Origin of the sequence: Mesorhizobium sp. WSM4311, from assembly GCF_002295115.1 — a bacterium.
GTDB lineage: Bacteria > Pseudomonadota > Alphaproteobacteria > Rhizobiales > Rhizobiaceae > Mesorhizobium.
The window spans coordinates 84,994-106,151 of record NZ_NSFV01000004.1 but is presented as its reverse complement, the minus strand read 5'-3'; the positions used below and the strand labels follow the sequence as shown (position 1 = coordinate 106,151).

The window sequence follows — 21,158 nt, the reverse complement described above, 5'->3', positions numbered from 1 at the left end:
CCAAGGCTTACGAAAGGGCCTTGCGCATGGTGATCGATGTCGGCTTGGCGTAGCCCTCATGCGCCGTCCGCCCGGTCTCGTGAAAGCCGAGGCGGGCAAAGGCGGCGTGATTGGCGGTAAGCTCGATGCGCGTCTGCAGTTCCAGCGCCGCCTTGCCGCGATCGAGCGCGAGACGTTCGACCGACTTCATCAGTCGCCGGCCGATGCCTTGCCCCTGGCAGTCCGGGGCGACGGCGAGCTTGCCGACGTAAAGATCGTCGGCCCTTTCCTCAGCGAAGACGCAGCCGACGATCCTGTCGCCATCGATGGCCACGAACCCGGTCTCTCGCCGGGCCTTGTCGCGCAGTGTGTCGATGGTGAGCAGGTGAGCCGAGGACGGAGGGTCGATGACGCCGTCCATGAAGGCGAAGGCACGCATGATCAAGGCAAGCACCTCGTCCCAGCGGCCGAAATCGGCCGGAATGCGGTCGATTGTAAGGGGCATGGTCCGCTCCAAGGTCAGCGCCTGGCGTAGCGGATCGTCTCAAAGCGCGCGGCGAGCGCATCGTAGAGCAGCAGTCGGCCGACCAGCGGCTCGCCGATGCCGGTGATCAGCTTGATCGCCTCCATCGCCTGCAGCGTGCCGACGACGCCGGTCAGCGCACCAAGCACCCCGGCCTCGGCGCAGGACGGCACCAGGCCTGGCGGTGGCGCTTCGGGAAAGAGATCGCGATAGCCCGGGTTGGGCTTGCCATCCTTGCCGACCTCGAACGGCTTCAGCACCGTCACCGACCCATCGAAGCGGCCAACGGCGGCATGCACCAGGGGTTTCCGCGCGCTCGCACAGGCGTCGGCCACCGTATAACGGGTCTCGAAATTGTCGGAACCGTCGACCACGATGTCATAGCGGGCGACGAGGGCAGGGGCGTTGTCGGCGCTCAGCCGGAACGTGTGCGTCTCGACCGCGGTGTTGGGATTGATGCGGGCGATTGCCGCCCTGGCGCTGTCGGTTTTCAGTTTACCGACCGTATCGGTGTCGTGGATGACCTGACGCTGCAGATTGGAGAGCGACACGGTGTCGTCGTCGACAATGCCGAGCGTGCCGACGCCGGCCGCCGCAAGGTATTCGAGCACCGGCGCGCCCAGCCCGCCGGCGCCGATCACCAGGACGCGCGCTTGCTTGAGTTTCTGTTGGCCCGCACCGCCGACCTCCGGCAGCACGATGTGGCGGGCATAGCGTTCGATCTCGTCGGCGGTGAGCGCAGTGGTCATGTCAGGACAATACAGTGGCCGAAAAACCTTGTCAGGCGTCTTCGGTTGGCCCAACCGTGCCATGGTCGACGGTCAGGAATTGCGCACGCCCCCTGAGGCTGGAGAACAGCGCGGCATCGGTTCCCGTCATGAAGGCCTGGCAGTTCAACTCCTCGAGGATCGAGAACAGTGCCGCCCGCCGCCCTCCGTCGAGATGGGCGGCGATCTCATCCAGCAGCAGGATCGGCGTCATGCCGGACATCTCGCCGGTCAGTCGTGCGTGCGAGAGCACGATACCGACCAGCAAGGCCTTCTGCTCGCCGGTCGAACAAAGCTCGGCGAGCATCGCCTTGGGCCGGTGCCGCACCAGGAGATCGGAACGGTGCGGGCCTTCGAGCGTTCGTCCCGCGGCACGATCGCGATCACGTCCACCGGCGAGCGCGCGGCGGAACCGCTCCTCGACATCGACCGCCGGCGCGCTGGAAACCTCGGCTTCCAGATCGCCCGAAAGGCTGATGTCGGCCTGCGGGAACGGCCCCGTGTCGGGCAGCCTGTCGATCATGGCGGCCAGCAGGCGCACCAGTTCGGCGCGCGCCGCCGCAATGGCGACGCCGGTTTCGGCCATCTGCGTCTCGATCGCCTCGAACCAGCGATCGTCGCGAGATCCATCCGTAAGCAGGCGATTACGGCCGCGCATGGCCTTTTCGTAGTCGAGCGCACGCTGGCCGTGGCCGGGATCGATCGCCAGAACCAGCCGGTCGAGAAAGCGCCGGCGATCCGCGGCCGGTCCGGTGAACAGCGCATCCATGGCCGGCGTCAGCCACACCACGCGCAGCCATTCCAGCATGTCTTCGGCCGATCGGGCGGTCGCGCCGTTGATGCGAACGCGCCTGCCGCCTTCGCCCTCGCCGACGGAAACGCCCGTGCCGATCTCGACCCGGCCGTCGGGCCCATCGAGCCGGGCATGCAGCGCAAAGCCGCCATCGCCGCCTTCGCGCGCGACATCGGCGTAAGGGGCACGGCGCAAGCCACGCCCGGGCGTCAGAAAGGAAATCGCTTCGAGCAGGTTGGTTTTGCCGGCGCCATTGTCGCCGGAAAACACGACTGCGCCCGGGGCGAGATCGATCGCCAGCGCCGCATAGTTGCGGAAATTAGTAAGTGTAAGCTTACTTATATGCGTCTGTGCCGGCAACCGCTATCCGCCTGTAGAAGTGCCGCAATCATTGTTCTTGCCGCCGGTCCTGTCGCAGCGCCGGATCGATGATGCAGCGCCGGCTACACCCGCATCGGCATCAGCACGTAAAGCGCGGTCTCGTCGGCCATGTCGTGGATCAGGGTCGGCGAGCCGGCATCGGCCAGCATGAATTTGGCTTCCGTGCCGGTCAGCTGCGCGGCGACATCGAGCAGATATTTGGCGTTGAAGCCGATCTCGATCGGGTCGGACGAGTAATCGGCAGCCAGTTCCTCGGTGGCGCTGCCGGAATCCGGGTTGTTGACCGCAAGCGTCACCTGGCCTTCGCTGATCGAAAGCTTCACCGCGCGGCCGCGTTCGGAGGAAATGGTCGAGACGCGATCGACCGCAGCGGCAAAGCTCTGGCGGTCGAGGATCAGCTTCTTGTCGTTGCCCGTCGGAATGACCCGCTGATAATCGGGGAAGGTGCCGTCGATCAGCTTCGAGGTCAGGACCACGCTGCCGATGGTGAAGCGGATCTTGGTATCGGATAGTTCGGTGGTCACGGCGACATCCGGATCGTCGACCAGTTTCTGCAGCTCGCTCACCGTCTTGCGCGGAATGATGATGCCCGGCATGCCTTCGGAACCTGCTGGCGCGTCGATTTCGGCGCGCGCCAGGCGGTGGCCGTCGGTCGCCACCGAGCGCAGCTTCAGCTTGCCGCCGACTTCATGCGTGTGCAGGTAGATGCCGTTGAGATAATAGCGCGTCTCCTCGGTGGAAATGGCGAACTGCGTCTTCTCGATCAGCCCCTTCAGGGCAACCGAGTCGAGCCGGAAGATATGCGAGAACGATCCGGCCGAAAGTTCGGGGAAATCGGATTGCGGCAGGCACTGCAGGCGGAAGCTCGAGCGGCCCGACGTCACCGTCATGGCGTTGCCGTCCTCGTCCGTTTTCAGCATCACCTCGGCGCCGTCCGAAAGCTTGCGCACGATGTCGTAGAGCAGATGCGCGGGGACCGTCGTCGCCCCACCACGCTCCACCTTGGCTGGCGTTGCTTCCGTCACCTCCAGGTCGAGGTCGGTGGCCTTCATTTCCAGGCTGGCGCCTTCGGCGCTGAGCAGCACATTGGACAGGATCGGTATCGTGTTGCGCCGTTCGACCACACGGTGGACGTGGTTGAGCGACTTCAGGAGATTTGACCGTTCCAGGATAACACGCATGACGAAACAGGCTCGCTTGAAAGGATGAGCGGGTCTCCGGCTGGCGGCGCCCCGCGAAAGGTCTGAACAGGCTCAGAATCTGCGTAAACTGACAGGAAAAAGCTAGCAAACGCAAGCCCGCGACACCGGTTCGGGCCGGCTGCGCGGGCTTTCTGGGGATAAACGCCGCGAAGACCTCCTGCCGGTGTGCTGAATCCGGAATCTGGATCGTCGCCGGTCGATGCCGCGAGCCCATTCCGGACCGACAGCTGGGCAGGCAAGCCGTTGAATTCTAACGCAGTTCCGGCTTGCCTGTTCCGGGCCAGATCAGGCCTGATCGTTGATCAGCCGTCGCAGCAGCTCGAGTTCCTGTGCCAGCGTGTTGTCATTGCCGGAAAGGTCTTCGATCTTGCGCACGGCGTGCAGCACGGTGGTGTGGTCGCGGCCGCCGAAGCGCCGTCCGATTTCCGGCAGTGAGCGGGGCGTCATCACCTTCGACAGGTACATCGCGACCTGCCGTGGCTTGACGATGGTGCGCGTGCGCCGGTTGGAAAGCAATTCGGTCTTCGACACATTGTAGTGGCGCGCCACGATGCGCTGGATGTCCTCAATGCGGACCCGCTTCGGCTCGCCGGTGCGATAGATGTGGCCGAGGATCTCATCGATGCGGTCGATGGTGATCTGCGGCTCGAACGACTGCCGGAACAGCAGCTGATTGAAGGCGCCCTCCAGTTCGCGTCCGCTGCCGGTCACGGTGCGGGCGACGTGATTGAGGATCTCTTCGGAAATATCGAGCGATGCGTCGTCGACCCTGGCCGTGGCCAGGCGCAGCTTGAGCATGCCGAGGCGCATGGCGAAATCGGGCGCCGACATTTCAAGCGCGACGCCGCCATTGAGACGCGAGCGGACGCGCGGCTCCAGCGATTCCAGCTCCGACGGCGGCCGGTCGGCAGCGACAACGACCTGCTTGGCGCTGTCGAGCAGCATGTTGATCAAATGGCAGAATTCATGCTGGATCGACTTGCCCTGCAGGAACTGCATGTCGTCGATGATCAGGAGGTCGATGTCGCGCAGCTGCTCCTTGAGCGTCAGCGCGTTGTTGTCGCGGATCGCCGTGGCGAAGCGCCACATGAAATATTCCGCGGTGAGGTAGACGACGCGGGCCTTCGGGTTCTGCTTCAGCGATTCCGCCGCGATGGCCTGCAGCAGGTGGGTCTTGCCGAGCCCGACGGTCGCATGCAGGAATAGTGGATTGAAGCGCACGGCGCTCGACTGCGATTCCGCCACGGCCTTGGCGGCGGCGAACGCCACCCGGTTCGACGGCCCCTCGATGAAGGAGCCGAACGTGTAGCGCGGATCAAGCGGCGACCCCAGAACATTATGGCGGAACTCGCTCTCGACCGCCGCACCCGGGCGCGGTACCGGGGGCCGTTCGACCCTGCCGGGGCTTACGGTGCCGGCGGCCAGCGCCGTCTGCGTCTGCCGTGTCATCTTGCGAGCCGGCGCCAATTCCGGTTCGACATGGCTGCGCCCCTGACGAGTGGCCGTGCGCACCACGATCTCGATCTTGAGGAGATCGGCATCCTCCTGCTTCCACAGTTCGGAGATGAGGTCGAGGTAATGGCCATTGATCCACGAGCGCAGGAACGCGGTGGGGACCGAGATGCGGACAATGCCCTTGGACGCTTCCGCGACCTTCATGCGGCCGAACCAGCTCGAATAGACTTCAGCTCCCAGACGCGCCTTCAACTGGGCTTTGACCCGGTCGAACTTCTGTTCCGCGTCGCTGGAGACCGCCATCTCGTTTGCTCCGATCAAAGTTCCAGGAAATGGGAGGTCGCCCGTAAGCTCCCTTTCGATGCCGCTCTGCATGATCGAGTTCCTTGTCTTTCTGTACCTGTTTTCCGCCGGGGATGCGCCTCCTGCATCCTTGTTCCAGCGACTGTGTCTTCGCTACGATGCCCGTTGCCGCCGCCGGCAATGAACGTCGCCACAATCCGTAGGGAACCGGTGCCGGCCCATGGAAGCCAGTCCGCGTTGGGTATGTCAGGGCAATACAACATCGTCCGGCGAAAAACGCCGGCGCGCTGTCAACCTGCCATGTCTCGTTACGCCAGTCCCCTACCGTATCGAAAAGAGCAAACCAAAGCCGTCCGCGGAATTGATCCGCGTCGCAAATCCCGCCAATTTAAGCTGGCCGCGTCAGGCTGGGTTAAGGACCAGAGGCCCGTCCCCTTCGATGGATGGACATTACCGAAATCGCTGTGGATAGGGCAAGGCCACGTCTAACGGATTTTTAAGGAATCTGGTTACCTCCGGCGCCTTCGGGCGCCATACCGCAGCGGCGTATTTTGACAAAGCCATTGTGATTCAAACCCTTTTCCGGCGAATATGAAAAAGCCGGGCCGATACGAAATATTCTGAAATAATTCGCTTGACAGCCAGTTGTCCTCCCGTCCCTTTGGAGCGCTGTGGACATGCTGTGGATGACCATTGCTAACTGTCTGAAAAATATTGCTTATTTCTGACAGTCAAGGATTTCCTGGGCGACGCTTTTTAAGCGTGCCAACCATCGGCGGGCATGTATGTGCCGGCAAAGCATTTGAAAGCTTGGAAGCCGCCCTAGGCGCCGTTTCCGAGCATTCTTTTTAAGTACTTGCCGGCAAACGAAAAAAACCCGGCGCGATCGGCCGGGTTTTAGACAAGCTAGTCTGTATAGCGATGTTAGGCCGACAGCACCTTGAGCCGTGCGGCCAGGCGCGACACCTTGCGGGACGCCGTGTTCTTGTGGATGACGCCCTTGGTTGCGGCACGCATCAATTCCGGCTCGGCGGCCTTGAAGGCGGCCTGCGCGGCAGCCTTGTCACCGGAGGCGAGCGCCTCTTCGACCTGGCGGACATAGGTGCGCACGCGCGAGCGGCGGTTCTTGTTGATCGCCGCGCGGCGGGCGATCTTGCGCGTTGCCTTTTTGGCCGAGGATGTGTTGGCCATGATGCCTCTCTTCTGATCTGGTCGGCGCACGCGGCATGCCGCAGGGCGCAAAAAACAAACGGGCAGCCACAGGGCCGCCTCGGTTGGTGGGGCTTATAGTTCAGCTTTTCCGGCGCGTCAACGCTGCCTGGCGTTCTTTTTGGCCGACGCCACAGGGTTTCGATCGCGGGCCGGCAAGGCTCTACCGATTGGCGAAATTCGGCTTCCGCTTTTCGGCGAAGGCCGCCATGCCTTCCTTCTGGTCTTCGAGCGCGAAAAGCGAATGGAACAGACGACGTTCGAACCGCAATCCCTCGGCCAGCGTCGTCTCATAGGAACGGTTGACGGCTTCCTTCGCCATCATCACCGACGGCAGCGAGAAGTCGGCGATCTTGGCGGCCGCCTTGACCGCCTCCTCGACAAGCTCGGCGGCGGGCACGACCCGCGACACCAGACCTGAGCGCTCGGCTTCCGCCGCATCCATCATCCGTCCGGTCAGGCACATGTCCATTGCCTTCGACTTGCCGACAAACCGGGTCAGGCGTTGCGACCCGCCCATGCCGGGAATGACGCCGAGCGTGATTTCGGGCTGACCGAATTTGGCCGTGTCGGCGGCAATGATGAAGTCGCACATCATTGCCAGTTCGCATCCGCCGCCGAGCGCATAGCCGGCCACCGCGGCGATAACGGGTTTGCGCACCCGCGTCAGGTCTTCCCAGCCGCCGAACAGGTCCTGCAGATAGGCGTCCGCAAAGGAGATTGCCTGCATTTCCTTGATGTCGGCGCCAGCGGCAAAGGCCTTGTCGGAACCTGTAATGACCACGGCGCCGATGCCGGCGTCGGCGTCGAAGTCCTTCACGGCCGCGACCAGTTCGGCCAGAAGCTGAAGGTTCAGCGCATTGAGCGCCTTTGGCCGGTTCAGAGTGACCAGTCCGACCTTGCCGCGCGTCTCGGTGATGATCGTTTCATAGGCCATGGCTGCTTCTCCTCGCTCCACCCCGGTCTAACTCAGCTCTGACACGTCCGGCAATAGAAGGTCGAGCGTCCGCTCTGCACGACGCGCTCGATATGGCCGCCGCAGCCAGGCTTCGCGCAGGGCTCGCCCTCACGGTCGTAGACGGCGAAGGAATGCTGGAAATAGCCCAGCGATCCGTCGGTGTGCATGTAGTCGCGCAGCGAAGACCCGCCGGCGGCGATGGCATCCGATATGACCGAGCGGATCGCCTCGGCGAGGCGTTCGCTTTGTTGTCTGGCCTTCTTGCCCGGCTTGGCGATGGTGCCCGCCTCGCGCAAGGGCGACAGGCCGGCGCGCCAAAGCGCCTCCGAGACATAAATATTGCCAAGTCCCGCGATCAGCTTCTGGTCAAGAAGTGCTGCCTTCAGCGGCGATCCGCGGCCTTGCAGCAACGAGGCGAGCAGCGCGCCGTCCAGCGTGTTGCCCGTTGGCTCGACGCCCAGCCCGGCCAGCATCGGATGCGTCTCCGGCGATCCTTCCGCAAACAGCATGAAGCCGAAGCGGCGCGGGTCGTTGAAGATCACGCGGGACCGGGCGCCGTCGGCACCGACCACATCGAACACCACATGGTCGTGTGCCGTGCTTTTCGAGCGCGCGTGGTGGAACACGCCGGGTGTCTCACCGTCGTCGTCGGTCTCGACGCGAAAGGAGCCCGACATGCCGAGATGGCAGATCAGCACGGGGCCGTCCTGCACATGCATGGTCAGATATTTGGCCCGGCGGCCGAGTGCAGTGATGGTCCTGCTCGTCAGCCTTTCCGAAAACCGTTCGGGAAAGGGAAACCGGAGGTCTGGCCGACGCGCCTCGACCCTTGCCAGACGGGCACCTTCCAGGACCGGCTGCAGGCCACGCCGGACCGTTTCGACTTCGGGCAATTCAGGCATGGCTGCCAATCATCGGATGGAAAGAAGTGCCGTAGCGGCCGGGCGCCAGCCCGAGGTGTTCGGCGACGGTTTCGCCGATATCGGCGAATGTCGTTCTCAGTCCGATATCGCCACCTGCCAGACCCGGTCCCATGCCGATCACCGGGATGCGTTCACGCGTGTGATCGGTCCCTCGCCAGGTCGGGTCATTGCCGTGGTCGGCCGTCAGGATGAGAAGGTCGCCCTGCCGCAGCTTCGCGAATGCTTCCGGCAGCCGTCGGTCGAAGGCCTCGAGCGCGGCGGCATAGCCGGCGACGTCGCGGCGATGGCCGAATTCGGTGTCGAAATCGACGAAATTGGCGAAAACGAGATCGCCGTCGCCGGCATCGTCCATCGCACCGAGCGCCTTGTCGAACATGGCCATGTTGCCGGCGGCCTTGCGCACTTCCGAAATCCCGCGATGGGCGAAGATGTCACCGATCTTGCCGACGGCGATGACGCGGCTTCCCCGCGCCGTCAGCCGGTCAAGCAAGGTCGGCTCCGGAGGTGGCACGGCATAGTCATGGCGATTGTAGGTCCGCTGGAAGGTGGCGGCGGTCTCGCCGACGAACGGCCGTGCGATCACGCGCCCGATTCTGAGCGGATCAACCAGCCGGCGCACCACCTGACAGAATTCATAAAGCCGATCCAACCCGAAATGAACTTCATGCGCGGCGATCTGCAGGACCGAATCGACGGAGGTGTAACAGATCGGCTTGCCGGTACGGATGTGTTCCTCGCCGAACCGTTCGATGATTTCGGTGCCCGGCGCATGGCAGTTGCCGAGGATGCCTGGCACCTCGCCCTCGCGGATCATCGCCGCGGTCAGATCAGCGGGAAAGGCCGGAACCGTATCCGGGAAGTAACCCCAGTCGAAACGCACCGGCAGCCCGGCGATCTCCCAGTGGCCGGAGGGCGTGTCCTTGCCGCTCGAAACTTCCTGCGCCGCGCCATGGAAGGCGTTGGCGACCAGATCCGTCCCGAAATGGGCAAAACCCAACCCTGTCGCCGTCTCCGCTGCCTTGCCAAGCCCGAGCGACGCCATGTGCGGGACAAACAGCGGCCCTTGCCGAAGCCGCTCGCGATCCGCGCGCCCTTCGGCGCAAGCTTCGGCAATGTGCGCAAGCGTGTTGGCGCCGGCGTCGCCATAGCGTTCGGCGTCGGTCGCACCGCCGATGCCGAAAGAGTCCAGGACGAAGAGGAAAGCGCGCGCCATCGGTCATTGTTGCCAGTTTGGACGCCCAGACATAGGGTTCCAAGACGGCATTGGCAATTCGGAAACCAAACGGCAACGGCTTGGCGCGACAGTCCAGTCCATGTCGCCCGAAAACGTGCAGCGGTTTTGGGACAACGGCATGGACAAACCAAGAGAGCATGTCGCCCAAGTGCGCGCGGGTTGGGGCAACGACGACTGACACAATCCGAGATGTAAAGCACGACGCACGGGCTTGGACATGGATCGAAGGAAACGCAGGACAGTTCTTGTCATGAGCGCCGCGCTGAAGACATATGCTGCCCTCGTGGTCATGCACGGCGCGCTCTGCTGTGGTCCGGCGCGGGCCGACTGGCGCGACGATATCGGCACATTCCGCATCGGCATCGTCGCCGAGCCCGGCGCCGGCAACACTGTCCCGGGGCTGGCGCTGTTGACGCAATCCTTTACCAACGCGCTTGGCATGAAGGTGGAGTTTGTCGTCGCGCGCGACTACGCGGCACTGATCGAGGCGCAGGCCAACGCCCGGATCGAGTACGCCATCTATTCGGCGACGGCCTACGCGACGGCGCTGCAGCGTTGCGGATGTGTCGAACCGCTTGTGGCTCCGGTCGATTCCGATGGTGCGGTCGGCATCCGCTCCGTGCTGTTGACCCGGGACGGCAAGCTGTCAGGCCTGGCGGCGATGGAGACGCACCGGATCGCCATGCCGCCGCCGGACAGCGTCGGGGGCTCGCTTTTGCCGCTGATGGAGCTGGCCGCCGAACACGCTGAGATCGCCGAGGATGCCCCGTTTCTGATCCGTGCCGATACGGCGTCCGCGGCGGAAACCATGCTTGTCGACGGCCATGCCGACGCCACGTTCGGCTGGGTGAGGGCCGCGGCCGACGGCCAGCCGCTGCTATCGGGCGGCACGCAGGCCAGGCTCGAAGCGGCCGGCCTTTCGCCGTCGGCTCTCCAGGTGGTGTGGATGTCGAGCCTGCTGAGATACGGTCCCCATGCCGTGCGCAGCGATCTCGACCCGGAAGCCAGGCGCCGGCTGACCGTATTCCTCACCAACCTCAAATCGACGACGCCGGATCTCTACGATCTCCTGGAATCGAAGCACTCCGGCGGCTTTCTGACCGTCGCCCCAAAAGACTATGCGACGGCGCAAGCCATCGTGCGCCTGGTGTCGGCCGATGGCGGCCGGCAGTAAAAGGCTTCAGCAATCGCCGCAGGGGATGGTCAGGCTTCTGCGCGGACGCAGGTAGTAGGTCTCGCCCATCGGGATCGTGGTGGTAAGGGATTGGGTCAATCCGAGCTTCTGCTGGGTGTCCGTCGTCCAACCGATGATCGGTGTATAGGCCAGATTGCTCTCGACGCGGATGAGGAAGGTTCCGGCGACCCTGAGCGTTGCCGGAACCGTCGTGGTCGTGCCCGCGGCGGCACCGACGCCGTAGACGCCACCCGCCACCTTGCGCGACCACACCACTTTCACCAGCGGCGTTGCGTCGGTCGTGACCTGTATTGCCGTGATCGTGATGTTCGGCGTCGAGCGGTTGTAGGGCTGAATGGTCGAGGTGCCGATTTTCATGATGGCGTCGAGATCCGTCTTGACGATGGTCGGCTGCTGCGTGACGAGATCGGCAACCATGCTGCCGATGCGGCTGACCTTCTTGCTGGTCTCGATGGCCTGCGAAGCCTCCATGGTCATGAAGTACAAGACCAGCAGGATCGGAACGATAAGAGCGAACTCGACCGCCGCGATGCCCTTGCGATTAGACAAGAATCCGATCGCCCTGCTCCAGGACTCCGAGATTTTCAGATGTGCCCCCGCACGCATCATGGCATTTGCCTTTTTCTTGTTGGTCGTTCTGAACTCAATTGTCGAACGGCTCGTTCTGCCAGGTCACCGATGCAAAATGCAGCGTCCTGCCACCACTCAGATTGGCCATCGACTTGGCCATCAGATCGGTCATGACAGGCCATTTGTAGAAGACCCGCAGCATGTTCTTAGATTCCGCCAGGCCAGGCGTGTTTGCGAAAGTCTGTGAGTTCGTGCCTTGCATCAGCACGACATCGCCGTTCTGGATCTTGAAGGTCGCGGTGGCCGCGTCAGCGAAGGTCGGATACTCGCGAAGGTCCACGAGCAGTTGTTGCGGGCAATCCGTGGAGACGATGATCTGCAGCCTGCCGCAGATCAGGGTCGTCAATTTGCTCCCGGCGACATCCGCCGGCCGCAGCTGGCCGGTGCGCAACTGGCGCGCGACATCGTCGGTGATGTTGGCCATCACTTCCTGGCCGGCAAACGAGATGCAGCTTTCAAGGATGGCGAATATGAGGAGGGCGAACGGCAATGCAAGTATCGAGAATTCGATGGCGGTGCTGCCACGGCGATTGCGAAGGAAGCGCGTCAGAAACCCGGCGCGCTCCGCCTTGTGCTGATCTGTCGAGCTGAATTCGTTGCCCATGTCCTGTTCCTGCCACCCCTGGACGGTTCCGACAGGTGCATTAGCGCAAACCAATTGAGGCCCGGTTTGAATGATCGTTAAAGTCGGCGCCGGCGCCTTAACCGGCCGGTAACCTGGACAGGCTGGTGGCGCCGCGCAGCCTATTTGCTCACGCTCATCTCGGCCTCGGAGGATTTTTCAGCCTCGCTCTTGTAGGAGCTTTCGCAATAGGGCGTGCAGGACATGGTCTGGACCTCTGCACGCCGGTAAATGCGAACCGACGAGGCCGCCTGCCGCACGACGGTAACCTGCGCGTCGACGATCGGGCTGCCCTCCTGGTCGAGAACGACGAGATTGGTGACGCCGAAACCCTTGCCGGTGAGCACGATCGTGGAGGCGTCCTGGACCGAGGCATCAGCGATGGCCGGGTTGCCGACGACAATCGTGTCGGCGGGACGCGACAACTTCACGATCTTGGCCTGATTCATCGTCACTTCGATATCGGCGGCGGCCACGGCTGGCGTGATCAAGCTCGTGGCGGCAAGAAGCACGGCAATCAGGATTGAGGATCTCTGCACGGCCATCGATGCGCTCCCGCAAGCAAACTGTTCAACGGAACATGAACGAGATTGGTGAACCAACGGTTAAGTCGGCTTGCCGGCGCCGGATGTGGCGATCGACGTGGCTGTTCACGGGGTTGGATTCGCGCCAGTCGCAAGCTTTGCCAAAGCCTTGTCTTTCGCGGCATTGGCTTGGGAAACAGTAGGTTAGCCAGCGCTTAGCGTCGGGTTAACCACGCATTCCGTTCGAGCCGGGAAAGGAATCGGTAAGGCTGTTTATTAAGCCGATCGAAAGAGCTTCTCCCTAGATTGGCAGCATCCGATCAACCATCACAGAAGTTGACGGAAGTGCTGTAACACGTGGAGTAGGAGCTCTCGAATGTCTAACCTTTTTGCACGTTTCGTGAAGGACGAATCCGGCGCGACCGCTATCGAATATGGTCTGATCGCCGCCCTCATCGCGCTCGCCATCATCACCGGCGCCGGCGCCCTTGGCAATGCAATCAACGCCAAGTTCACGTCGATCGGAACCACCCTGAACAGCAGCGGCAGCTGATCTGCCTATTGCTGAACGCTCAGCTAATGTTCTGGACAGGGGCCGCTACATAGCGGCCCCTGTTTTGTTCTCGTTGGCAAGGGTGGGCGTCTCTCTTTACGGGTCTCATCGAACGTTAATCGAACCGGCCTATATTGAATTGCTTGGAAGCCCCTACAAATAGGCATGAGCGCCGATGCTTGAAGCCCTGATCTTCGTCGTCTTTCCGTTCTGCATGCTGTTTGCAGCGATCTCCGACATGCTGTCGATGACAATTGCCAATCGCGTGTCGGTGCTGCTTGTCGTCGTGTTCGCGCTGGTCGCGCCGCTGACGGGTATGGAATGGGCAGCCTATGGTTGGCATTTCGCCGCCGGCGCCCTGGTCCTTGCCGTGACGTTTGGCCTGTTCGCAATGGGTGGCATGGGAGGCGGCGATGCCAAGCTGCTGGCCGCGACGGCCGTGTGGATGGGGTTGAACATCCAACTCGTCGAATACCTTGTTGTCTCGACACTCATCGGCGGCCTGCTGACGATCGCCATCCTGCTTTACCGGAAGTCGCCGCTGGCGGTTATGACGGGCAGCAATCCGTTCCTGCGCCATTTCGCGGAAGAGTCGGTCGGGATTCCCTACGGGATCGCGCTCGGCCTTGGCGGGCTGCTGACCTATCCGGACTCACCTTTGATGGTGTGGGCGCTGGCCAGGCTTGCGAGCTGAACGCGATCGTTTTCCGTTTCCCCCACCGCATTGCCCGGCCGGCTTTGAAATGAGCCTTCGCTAGGCCCCTTTGATCCGTGGCGGCGCGATCCAGACAATTTATGTAAACCTTAAATTAATCACGATCGTAAGCATTACATTAACCTTGTTTTGACGATTGCCGCTGCAAAGTCCGGCTTGGCTACGTGGTTTGCCAAGGGCGAGGTTCGGACAGATGCCAGCATCCCGACTTATTATTCTTAGCGTGGCGGTGGCCGCGGCGGGTGGCGCTGGCTATGTCGCGAAGAACATGGTCACCGCGCCGCCGCCGCAGATCGTGGTCGATTCCGGCCCCCAGGCTCCCGCCGTGCCCCTGCAGGACGTGCTTGTGCTCTCGGGCGATGTCGCGATGGGCAACGCGCTGCAGAACAACATTTCCTGGCAATCCTGGCCGGCCGACGGGGTCAACGCGAATTTCATCACCAAGGCCAATGCTCCCGACGCCCTGGAGAAATTGAAGGCATCGATCGCCCGCGTGCCGATGTATGCCGGTGAGCCGGTGCGGCGTTCCAAGCTGATCGGCGAGGGGCAGAGCTTCATGTCGTCCATCCTGCCCTCCGGGATGCGGGCAGTCGCCACGACCATCTCGGCCGACACTTCGGCCGGCGGCTTCATCCTTCCCAACGACTTCGTCGACGTCATCATGACCCGCAGGGCGGATGCCAACAGCGGCAGCACGGGCTTCAACACCGAAACCATCCTCAAGAACATCCGCGTCCTGGCGATCGACCAGACGATCCAGGAAGACGAGGAGGGCAAGAAGACAAGGGTGGGCCAGACCGCCACGCTGGAGCTGACGCCCAAGCAGGCGGAGATCATCACCGTCGCCCAGCAGATGGCGGATCGCCTGACGCTGGCCTTGCGCGCGGTCGCGGACACCCAGGAAAAGAATGTGGGCGAGGCCGACTATCTCGTTTCCGGCAATGGCCGCAAGGGAACGGTGAGACTGATCAAGTCGGGCGAAGTCTCCGAAGTAGGGGCAAGGAAATGAGGCTAAGCGGTAAACTGCCGGCAATCGCAGCCGCGGCATTCGGCCTGCTGCTCGTCGGAACGAATGTGCAGGGCGTCGTCGAGGCGAAGAGCACGCAGGTGTCGGCCACGACAGCCACGCAGCGCGTCAAGCTCGGCCTCAACAAATCGGTGGTCATAGACCTGCCGAGCGATGCCTACGACATTCTCGTCGCCAACCCGACCGTTGCTGATGCGGTGACCCGCACTGCAAGGCGTATCTATCTGTTCGGCAAATCGGTCGGCGAGACCAACATTTTCGTCTTCGGCCCGAACGGCGAACAGATCGCCAGCCTGGACCTGGCAGTCGAACGCGACGTCGCCGGCCTGGAAGATTATATCAAGCGCTTCCTTCCGACCTCGGACGTGAAGGTGGAACTGCTGAACGACAATGTCGTCTTGACCGGAATGGTCGATACGCCGCTGGACGCGAAGCGGGCGGTCGACCTGGCGACGATCTTCGTCTCAGGCGGTGAAGCAACGACCGGGCAGTATTCGCAGACCGCGGCCGGCGGCTCGGCCCAGAGCGGCGTCGACATCAACAACCCCGACCAGGAACGACGCGTCTCGAAGATCGTCAATCTTCTGCAGATCATCGGCGACGACCAGGTCACGCTCAAGGTGACCGTCGCTGAAGTCAGTCGCTCTGTGATGAAGCAGCTTGGTGTCAACATGGTTGGCAGCGGCAACAGCAACGGTATCAGCTGGAACGCGCTAAGCTCGCCGAATTACGGCTTGGGCAAACCACTATCGCAGAATTCAGGCTTTAGCCTTGGAAGCGCAACCTCACCCTTTCAGGCCTACATAAATGCGATGGAACAGTCGGGAGTCATGAAAACCCTGGCTGAACCGACACTGACGGCTGTCTCGGGTGAGAAGGCGACATTCAAGGTCGGCGGTGAGTTCAATATCATTACCGGGCGCACAAGCAACGTCTCCACGGACAACCAGACCGGCCAGGTGACATACACCAACCAGCAGATTGAATACGGTATTGGCCTCGAGTTCCAACCGGTCGTGCTGTCGGCTGGGCGTATCAGTCTCAAGGTCAGGACGGCCGTTTCGGAGCCGACCACGGAAGGTGGCACGACCTTGGAAGCGGGGGGGTCCTTACCTGGCACCACACTGCTGTCTATCCGTAAGCGCCTTGCCGACACCACGGTCGAATTGCCTTCCGGCGGCTCCATGATGATAGCGGGTCTGGTCCGCGACGACGTGCGTCAAGCGGTCTCCGGACTGCCAGGTCTCACCAAGATCCCGGTCCTTGGCACCTTGTTCCGCAGTAGAGACTTCGTGCGCAACGAGACCGAGCTGGTGATTTTCATCACGCCCTATCTCACCAAGCCAGTGGCGCGCAACGATCTCGCCAAGCCGGACGACAATTTCAACCCTGCCAGCGACGGCGCCGCCAATTTTCTTGGCAAGGTCAATCGCGTCTACGGCACCATGCAGACAGACAAGCCCAACGGCCGTTACCACGGCGTTGTCGGCTACATCTACAAGTGAATGGGGAAGCGGACATGTCTCAGTCAGCGTTGAAGACAAGGACCATCGCCACGACGATGCGCGCCTGCCGTTCGCGGACCGGCCTGCGGGTGCTGCCGGTTCTGGCGGTGGCGATGACCGCCGCTCTGCTGGCCGGGTGCGCCCAGCGCGACAGCATCACCGTCGGCGCCGTTCCGGACGACTATCGCACCAACCATCCGATCGTCATCGCGGAGAAGAACCAGAAGATCGACCTGCCTGTCGGCGCCGGCGACCGCGGCATGACCGGTTCGCAGCGCGACACGCTGCTCGGTTTCCTCGATGGCTACGACAAGAGTGCTGCTCCGACATTGACCATCCAGATTCCGAGCGGATCGGCCAACGAGGTCGCCGCGACGGCGGCCGGCCGTGATTTCGCCAGGCTCGCGGTCGCCAGCGGTATCAAGCGCAACCGGATCGTCGTGGTCTCCTACCAGGCCGGTTCGAGTGAGACATCCGCTCCGGTTCGCGTCTCCTATATCGCGGTGAGGGCGCAGACCGACAAATGCGGACGCTGGCCCGACGATGTGCTCGAGACGTCGGAAAACAAGCACTATGCCGACTTCGGCTGTTCCTATCAAAACAATCTCGCTGCCCAGATGGCCAACCCGGCCGATCTGCTCGGGCCGCGCAAGCAGACCACCATCGACGCTGAAAACCGCGGCAAGGTGATCGATGTCTATCGTGCAAGAGGTATTTCGGATGAATTCCTCGGCAATTCGGAAGTGACGTACTGAGCCGAGCCCTCGAGGAAGAGAAGCCACGGAAAAGAGCATGACCATGAGCAATCTTGCCTATGACGCCACCGTGGACGGCGGTGATACATCACCGCAGGACATCGCCGCGATGCAGGCGTTGCGGCCGGTTCCGCGCATCTCGATCCAGGCATTCTGCGAGACCGAGGGCGTCGCCAATCCGGTCGAGCGCGCCGGCGAGGACCGCCGTATGACCAAGGCGCATCTCAAAGTCCATATGGGCGGCATTCCCACGGCGATCGAGTTCTATCAATCGGCGCCGACCCCGAACCTGATCCTGCTGGAGTCACGCAGCGAACCCAAGCAATTGCTGGAGCAGCTCGCCCAGCTCTCTGAATACTGCGATCCATCCTCGAAAGTGGTGGTGATCGGCCATTACAATGATGTCGGTCTCTATCGCGAGCTCATCCGCTCCGGCATCTCCGAATATGTCATCGCGCCCGTTTCGATGGCTGACATCGTCAGTGTCGTGTCGTCGATTTTCGTCGATCCGGAGGCTGAACCCATCGGCCGTTCGATCGCCTTTGTCGGCGCCAAGGGCGGTGTCGGCTCTTCCACCATCGCCCACAATGTCGCCTGGGCGATGTCCTCCCTGTTCAAATCCGAGGTCGTCGTCGCCGACCTCGATCTCGCCTTCGGCACGGCCAACATCAATTTCGACCAGGATCCGGCCCAGGGCATCGCCGAAGCGGTGTTCTCGCCCGAGCGCGTCGACGAAGTCTATCTCGACCGGCTGCTGACGCAGTGCGCCGAGCATTTGTCGTTGCTCGCCGCGCCCTCGACGCTGGAACGCGTCTACGACTTCGATCCCGACGCCTTTGCTCAGCTTGTCGATACCGCGCAGCGCAGCGTGCCGCTCCTGGTCCTGGACGTCCCCCATGTCTGGACGGGCTGGGCCAAGAACACGCTGGTCAAGGCCGACGAGATCGTCATCACGGCGACCCCGGAACTGGCCAATCTGCGCAACACCAAGAACATGGTCGACATGCTCAAGCGGCTTCGCCCCAACGACCCGCCGCCGAAGCTGATCATCAACCAGGCCGGCGTTCCCAAGCGGCCGGAAATTTCGCCGTCCGATTTCGCCGAGCCGCTCGGCCTCACGCCAATGTCGGTCATCGGCTTCGATCCATTGCTGTTCGGCAATGCCGCCAATAATGGGCGGATGCTCGGCGAGATGGATGCCAAGAACCCTGTTGTCGCGATCATCAACGAGATTGCCCACGTGCTGACCGGGCGAAGCGAAATCCGCACGAAAAAGAAGGCCGGCCTGGGCAGTCTGCTCGGCAAGCTCTCGCGCAACAAGAAGTGACGCTTTTGGAACCGGTAGTCGATCATGTTCGGTAAAAGAGGCAACGACGACGGCAACCGGTTCACACCGGAATTCCGCCAGCCAGCACCGGCGCCGGCCGCGCCGCCGCCAGCGGGTTCGGCGGATACGGCGGTTCTTGCCCGGCCCGCGGCACCGCTGCAGCCAAGCGCGCCTGTGGCGCCGCCGGCTCGCCGCGCCGTCGAGGCGCCGCCCATCGCGCCGGAGGCGAGGCGCCCCCAACGCGAAAAGAGCGAAACCTATTACGACACCAAGAGCCAGGTCTTCTCGGCGCTCATCGACACGATCGACCTGTCGCAGCTGGCCAAGCTCGACCCGGAGACCGCGCGCGAGGAAATCCGCGACATCGTCAACGACATCATCGCGATCAAGAATTTCGCAATGTCGATCGCCGAGCAGGAGGAATTGCTCGAGGACATCTGCAACGACGTGCTTGGTTATGGGCCGCTCGAACCATTGCTCGCCCGCGACGACATCGCCGACATCATGGTCAACGGCTCCAAGAACGTCTACATCGAAGTCAATGGCAAGGTCGAGCAGACCGGCATTCGCTTTCGTGACAACCAGCAGCTTCTCAACATCTGCCAGCGCATCGTCAGTCAGGTCGGTCGCCGTGTCGATGAATCCAGCCCGATCTGCGACGCCCGCCTTCCCGACGGCTCCCGCGTCAACGTCATCGCTCCGCCCCTCGCCATCGACGGCACCGCACTCACCATCCGCAAATTCAAGAAGGACAAGCTGACGCTCGATCAGCTGGTCAAGTTCGGGGCCATCTCGCCGCAGGGCGCCGAAGTCCTCAAGATCATCGGTCGTGTTCGCTGCAACATCGTCATCTCGGGCGGCACCGGTTCCGGCAAGACGACACTGCTCAACTGCCTCACCAACTACATCGACCGCGACGAGCGCGTCATCACCTGCGAGGACTCGGCCGAACTGCAACTGCAGCAGCCACATGTCGTGCGTCTGGAAACCCGACCGCCCAACCTCGAAGGCGAAGGCGAAGTGACGATGCGCGACCTGGTCAAGAACTGCCTGCGCATGCGGCCCGAGCGCATCATCGTCGGCGAGGTGCGCGGACCCGAAGTGTTCGATCTTCTGCAGGCGATGAACACCGGCCATGACGGTTCGATGGGAACGATCCACTCGAACAGCCCGCGCGAATGCCTGAACCGTATCGAATCCATGATCGCCATGGGCGGTTATTCGCTGCCGCAGAAAACCGTGCGTGAAATCGTCGTCGGTTCCATCGATGTGATCATCCAGGCGGCGCGCCTGCGCGACGGATCGCGTCGTATCACTCACATCACCGAGGTGATCGGGATGGAAGGCGACGTCATCATCACGCAGGACATCGTCCTCTACAACATCAAGGGCGAGGACGCCAACGGCAGGCTGCTGGGCGAGCATGTCTCGACCGGCATCGGCCGCCCGCATTTTTGGGATCGGGCTCGCTACTACGGCGAGGAGCAGCGCCTCGCCGTTGCGCTCGAGGCTATGGAGAAACGCGCTGACTGACGCGGCGTTGAGGGTTCTGGTCGATGTTTGGAATTGACGGCACCGTATTGGCGTTTGTCGTGCTCGCCGGCTTCAGCGCCGGCGCGGTCGCCTATGCATTCCTGTTCAACCAGATCAGCAACGAGAAACAGGCTGGCAAGCGGCTGGAGACGATCAAGGCCGCCGAGACGGACCGGTCCGTCGTCAAGGCCACCCGCGACCGCGCGACGGATGCAGCCAAGCGCCGGAAATCCGTGCAGGATTCGCTGAAGGAACTCGACGAAAAGCAGAAGACCAAGGACAGCGCCATCAAGAAGCCGCCGCTGAAGGCGCAACTCCGGCAGGCCGGGATGAAGGTCTCAATCGAGCGTTTCTACATCTATTCCGCCATATGCGGTCTCGCGCTGACGGTGGTCGCGTTCGTGGCCGGTGCGCCGATGCTTGTCTTGCCCGGTGTGTTGTTGGCTGGCGCGCTCGGCCTGCCGCGCTGGTTCGTATCGTTTCGCCGCGCGCGCCGGGTCAAGGCATTCCTCAACGAATTTCCAAACGCGCTCGATATCATCGTGCGCGCGGTCAAGTCCGGCCTGCCGCTGAACGATGCCGTACGCCTCATCGCCAACGAATCCCCCGAGCCGGTGAAGATGGAGTTTCGCCGCATCGTCGATTCGCAGCAGATGGGCCTGTCGATCCCCGATGCGACCTTGCGCATGCCCGAAACCATGCCGTGCACCGAGGCGAGTTTCTTTGGCATCGTCATCCAGATCCAGTCGCAGGCCGGCGGCAATCTGTCCGAGGCGCTGGGCAACCTTTCACGCGTGCTTCGTGATCGCAAGAAGATGAAAGCCAAGGTGCAGGCGCTGTCCATGGAGGCGAAGGCGTCCGCCGCCATCATCGGCGCGCTGCCCTTCATCGTTGCCTTTCTCGTCTATCTTTCCAGCCCCGACTATCTGATGCCGCTGTTCAACACCAGCGTTGGCAATCTGATACTGGGCTGTGCCGCTGTATGGATGTCGATCGGCATCCTGGTCATGCGCAAGATGATGAACTTTGAAGTCTAGGGCCGCGG

21 protein-coding genes are annotated in these 21,158 nt (G+C 62.5%); 9 read left to right on the top strand and 12 right to left on the bottom strand.

The window, feature by feature from the left end; genetic code table 11:
* Positions 1-7 precede the first annotated feature (7 nt).
* The 9 genes from CK226_RS11345 to CK226_RS11305 all read right to left on the bottom strand — a co-directional run bounded on the left by CK226_RS11345 (position 8) and on the right by CK226_RS11305 (position 9,706).
* On the bottom strand, positions 8-484 hold the full coding sequence (locus CK226_RS11345) for a GNAT family N-acetyltransferase (protein ID WP_095792149.1): 477 nt from the start codon (positions 482-484) through the stop codon (positions 8-10).
* Positions 485-498: 14 nt separating this feature from the next.
* Positions 499-1,251, bottom strand: a complete 753-nt coding sequence (locus tag CK226_RS11340) for a molybdopterin-synthase adenylyltransferase MoeB (protein WP_095771837.1) — start codon at positions 1,249-1,251, stop codon at positions 499-501.
* A 31-nt stretch (positions 1,252-1,282) separates the two neighbouring features.
* Positions 1,283-2,422 (bottom strand): DNA replication/repair protein RecF, encoded by a 1,140-nt coding sequence (recF, locus tag CK226_RS11335; protein ID WP_095791904.1) that lies wholly within the window; start codon positions 2,420-2,422, stop codon positions 1,283-1,285.
* 83 nt (positions 2,423-2,505) lie between these two features.
* The gene (gene dnaN / locus CK226_RS11330; RefSeq protein ID WP_010913340.1) at positions 2,506-3,624 is read right to left on the bottom strand and encodes a DNA polymerase III subunit beta; all 1,119 of its coding nucleotides are present in this window, start codon (positions 3,622-3,624) and stop codon (positions 2,506-2,508) included.
* 306 nt (positions 3,625-3,930) lie between these two features.
* A complete protein-coding gene (gene dnaA, locus CK226_RS11325) occupies positions 3,931-5,475 on the bottom strand; it encodes a chromosomal replication initiator protein DnaA (protein WP_095771839.1) in 1,545 nt (514 codons plus the stop codon).
* An 852-nt stretch (positions 5,476-6,327) separates the two neighbouring features.
* Positions 6,328-6,594, bottom strand: a complete 267-nt coding sequence (rpsT, locus tag CK226_RS11320; protein WP_010913342.1) for a 30S ribosomal protein S20 — start codon at positions 6,592-6,594, stop codon at positions 6,328-6,330.
* A 181-nt stretch (positions 6,595-6,775) separates the two neighbouring features.
* Positions 6,776-7,549, bottom strand: a complete 774-nt coding sequence (locus tag CK226_RS11315; RefSeq protein WP_095787288.1) for an enoyl-CoA hydratase — start codon at positions 7,547-7,549, stop codon at positions 6,776-6,778.
* 32 nt (positions 7,550-7,581) lie between these two features.
* Positions 7,582-8,472 (bottom strand): bifunctional DNA-formamidopyrimidine glycosylase/DNA-(apurinic or apyrimidinic site) lyase, encoded by an 891-nt coding sequence (mutM, locus tag CK226_RS11310; protein WP_095791903.1) that lies wholly within the window; start codon positions 8,470-8,472, stop codon positions 7,582-7,584.
* Entirely contained in the window at positions 8,465-9,706 is a 1,242-nt protein-coding gene (locus tag CK226_RS11305; RefSeq protein ID WP_095791902.1) for a phosphopentomutase, read from the bottom strand. Before CK226_RS11305 ends, mutM begins: the two co-directional genes overlap by 8 nt.
* Before the next feature lie 271 nt (positions 9,707-9,977).
* Here CK226_RS11305 and CK226_RS11300 point away from each other — a divergent pair, with 271 nt between their 5' ends.
* Positions 9,978-10,901, top strand: coding sequence for a phosphate/phosphite/phosphonate ABC transporter substrate-binding protein (locus CK226_RS11300; protein ID WP_179301030.1), 924 nt, complete (start codon positions 9,978-9,980; stop codon positions 10,899-10,901).
* Between the two features lie 6 nt (positions 10,902-10,907).
* On the opposite strand, the gene CK226_RS11295 is transcribed toward CK226_RS11300, so the two are convergent.
* From CK226_RS11295 to CK226_RS11285, 3 genes are all read right to left on the bottom strand, one after another.
* Positions 10,908-11,531, bottom strand: coding sequence for a TadE/TadG family type IV pilus assembly protein (locus CK226_RS11295; RefSeq protein ID WP_095791900.1), 624 nt, complete (start codon positions 11,529-11,531; stop codon positions 10,908-10,910).
* A 34-nt stretch (positions 11,532-11,565) separates the two neighbouring features.
* Complete coding sequence (locus CK226_RS11290; RefSeq protein WP_095771845.1) at positions 11,566-12,156, bottom strand: TadE/TadG family type IV pilus assembly protein; 591 nt, start codon at positions 12,154-12,156, stop codon at positions 11,566-11,568.
* Positions 12,157-12,296: 140 nt separating this feature from the next.
* Complete coding sequence (locus CK226_RS11285; RefSeq protein ID WP_095771846.1) at positions 12,297-12,719, bottom strand: pilus assembly protein N-terminal domain-containing protein; 423 nt, start codon at positions 12,717-12,719, stop codon at positions 12,297-12,299.
* A gap of 355 nt (positions 12,720-13,074) precedes the next feature.
* Between CK226_RS11285 and CK226_RS11280 the strand changes: the two genes are divergently transcribed.
* The 8 genes from CK226_RS11280 (at position 13,075) to CK226_RS11245 (ending at position 21,150) form a co-directional block, all read left to right on the top strand.
* A complete protein-coding gene (locus tag CK226_RS11280; protein WP_027043512.1) occupies positions 13,075-13,251 on the top strand; it encodes a Flp family type IVb pilin in 177 nt (58 codons plus the stop codon).
* Between the two features lie 175 nt (positions 13,252-13,426).
* Entirely contained in the window at positions 13,427-13,945 is a 519-nt protein-coding gene (locus CK226_RS11275; RefSeq protein WP_095771847.1) for a prepilin peptidase, read from the top strand.
* Positions 13,946-14,159: 214 nt separating this feature from the next.
* On the top strand, positions 14,160-14,975 hold the full coding sequence (gene cpaB, locus CK226_RS11270; RefSeq protein ID WP_095791899.1) for a Flp pilus assembly protein CpaB: 816 nt from the start codon (positions 14,160-14,162) through the stop codon (positions 14,973-14,975).
* Complete coding sequence (locus CK226_RS11265; protein ID WP_095771849.1) at positions 14,972-16,498, top strand: type II and III secretion system protein family protein; 1,527 nt, start codon at positions 14,972-14,974, stop codon at positions 16,496-16,498. The genes cpaB and CK226_RS11265 overlap by 4 nt, the downstream gene beginning before the upstream one ends.
* Positions 16,499-16,512: 14 nt before the next feature.
* Positions 16,513-17,253, top strand: a complete 741-nt coding sequence (locus CK226_RS11260; RefSeq protein ID WP_095771850.1) for a CpaD family pilus assembly protein — start codon at positions 16,513-16,515, stop codon at positions 17,251-17,253.
* A 37-nt stretch (positions 17,254-17,290) separates the two neighbouring features.
* Positions 17,291-18,580 carry a CpaE family protein gene (locus tag CK226_RS11255; RefSeq protein ID WP_020629131.1) on the top strand — a complete coding sequence of 430 codons (1,290 nt, stop codon included), beginning with the start codon at positions 17,291-17,293 and terminating at the stop codon, positions 18,578-18,580.
* Positions 18,581-18,604: 24 nt separating this feature from the next.
* Complete coding sequence (locus CK226_RS11250) at positions 18,605-20,113, top strand: CpaF family protein (protein ID WP_095771851.1); 1,509 nt, start codon at positions 18,605-18,607, stop codon at positions 20,111-20,113.
* A gap of 23 nt (positions 20,114-20,136) precedes the next feature.
* Positions 20,137-21,150, top strand: a complete 1,014-nt coding sequence (locus CK226_RS11245) for a type II secretion system F family protein (protein WP_095771852.1) — start codon at positions 20,137-20,139, stop codon at positions 21,148-21,150.
* Positions 21,151-21,158 lie beyond the last annotated feature (8 nt).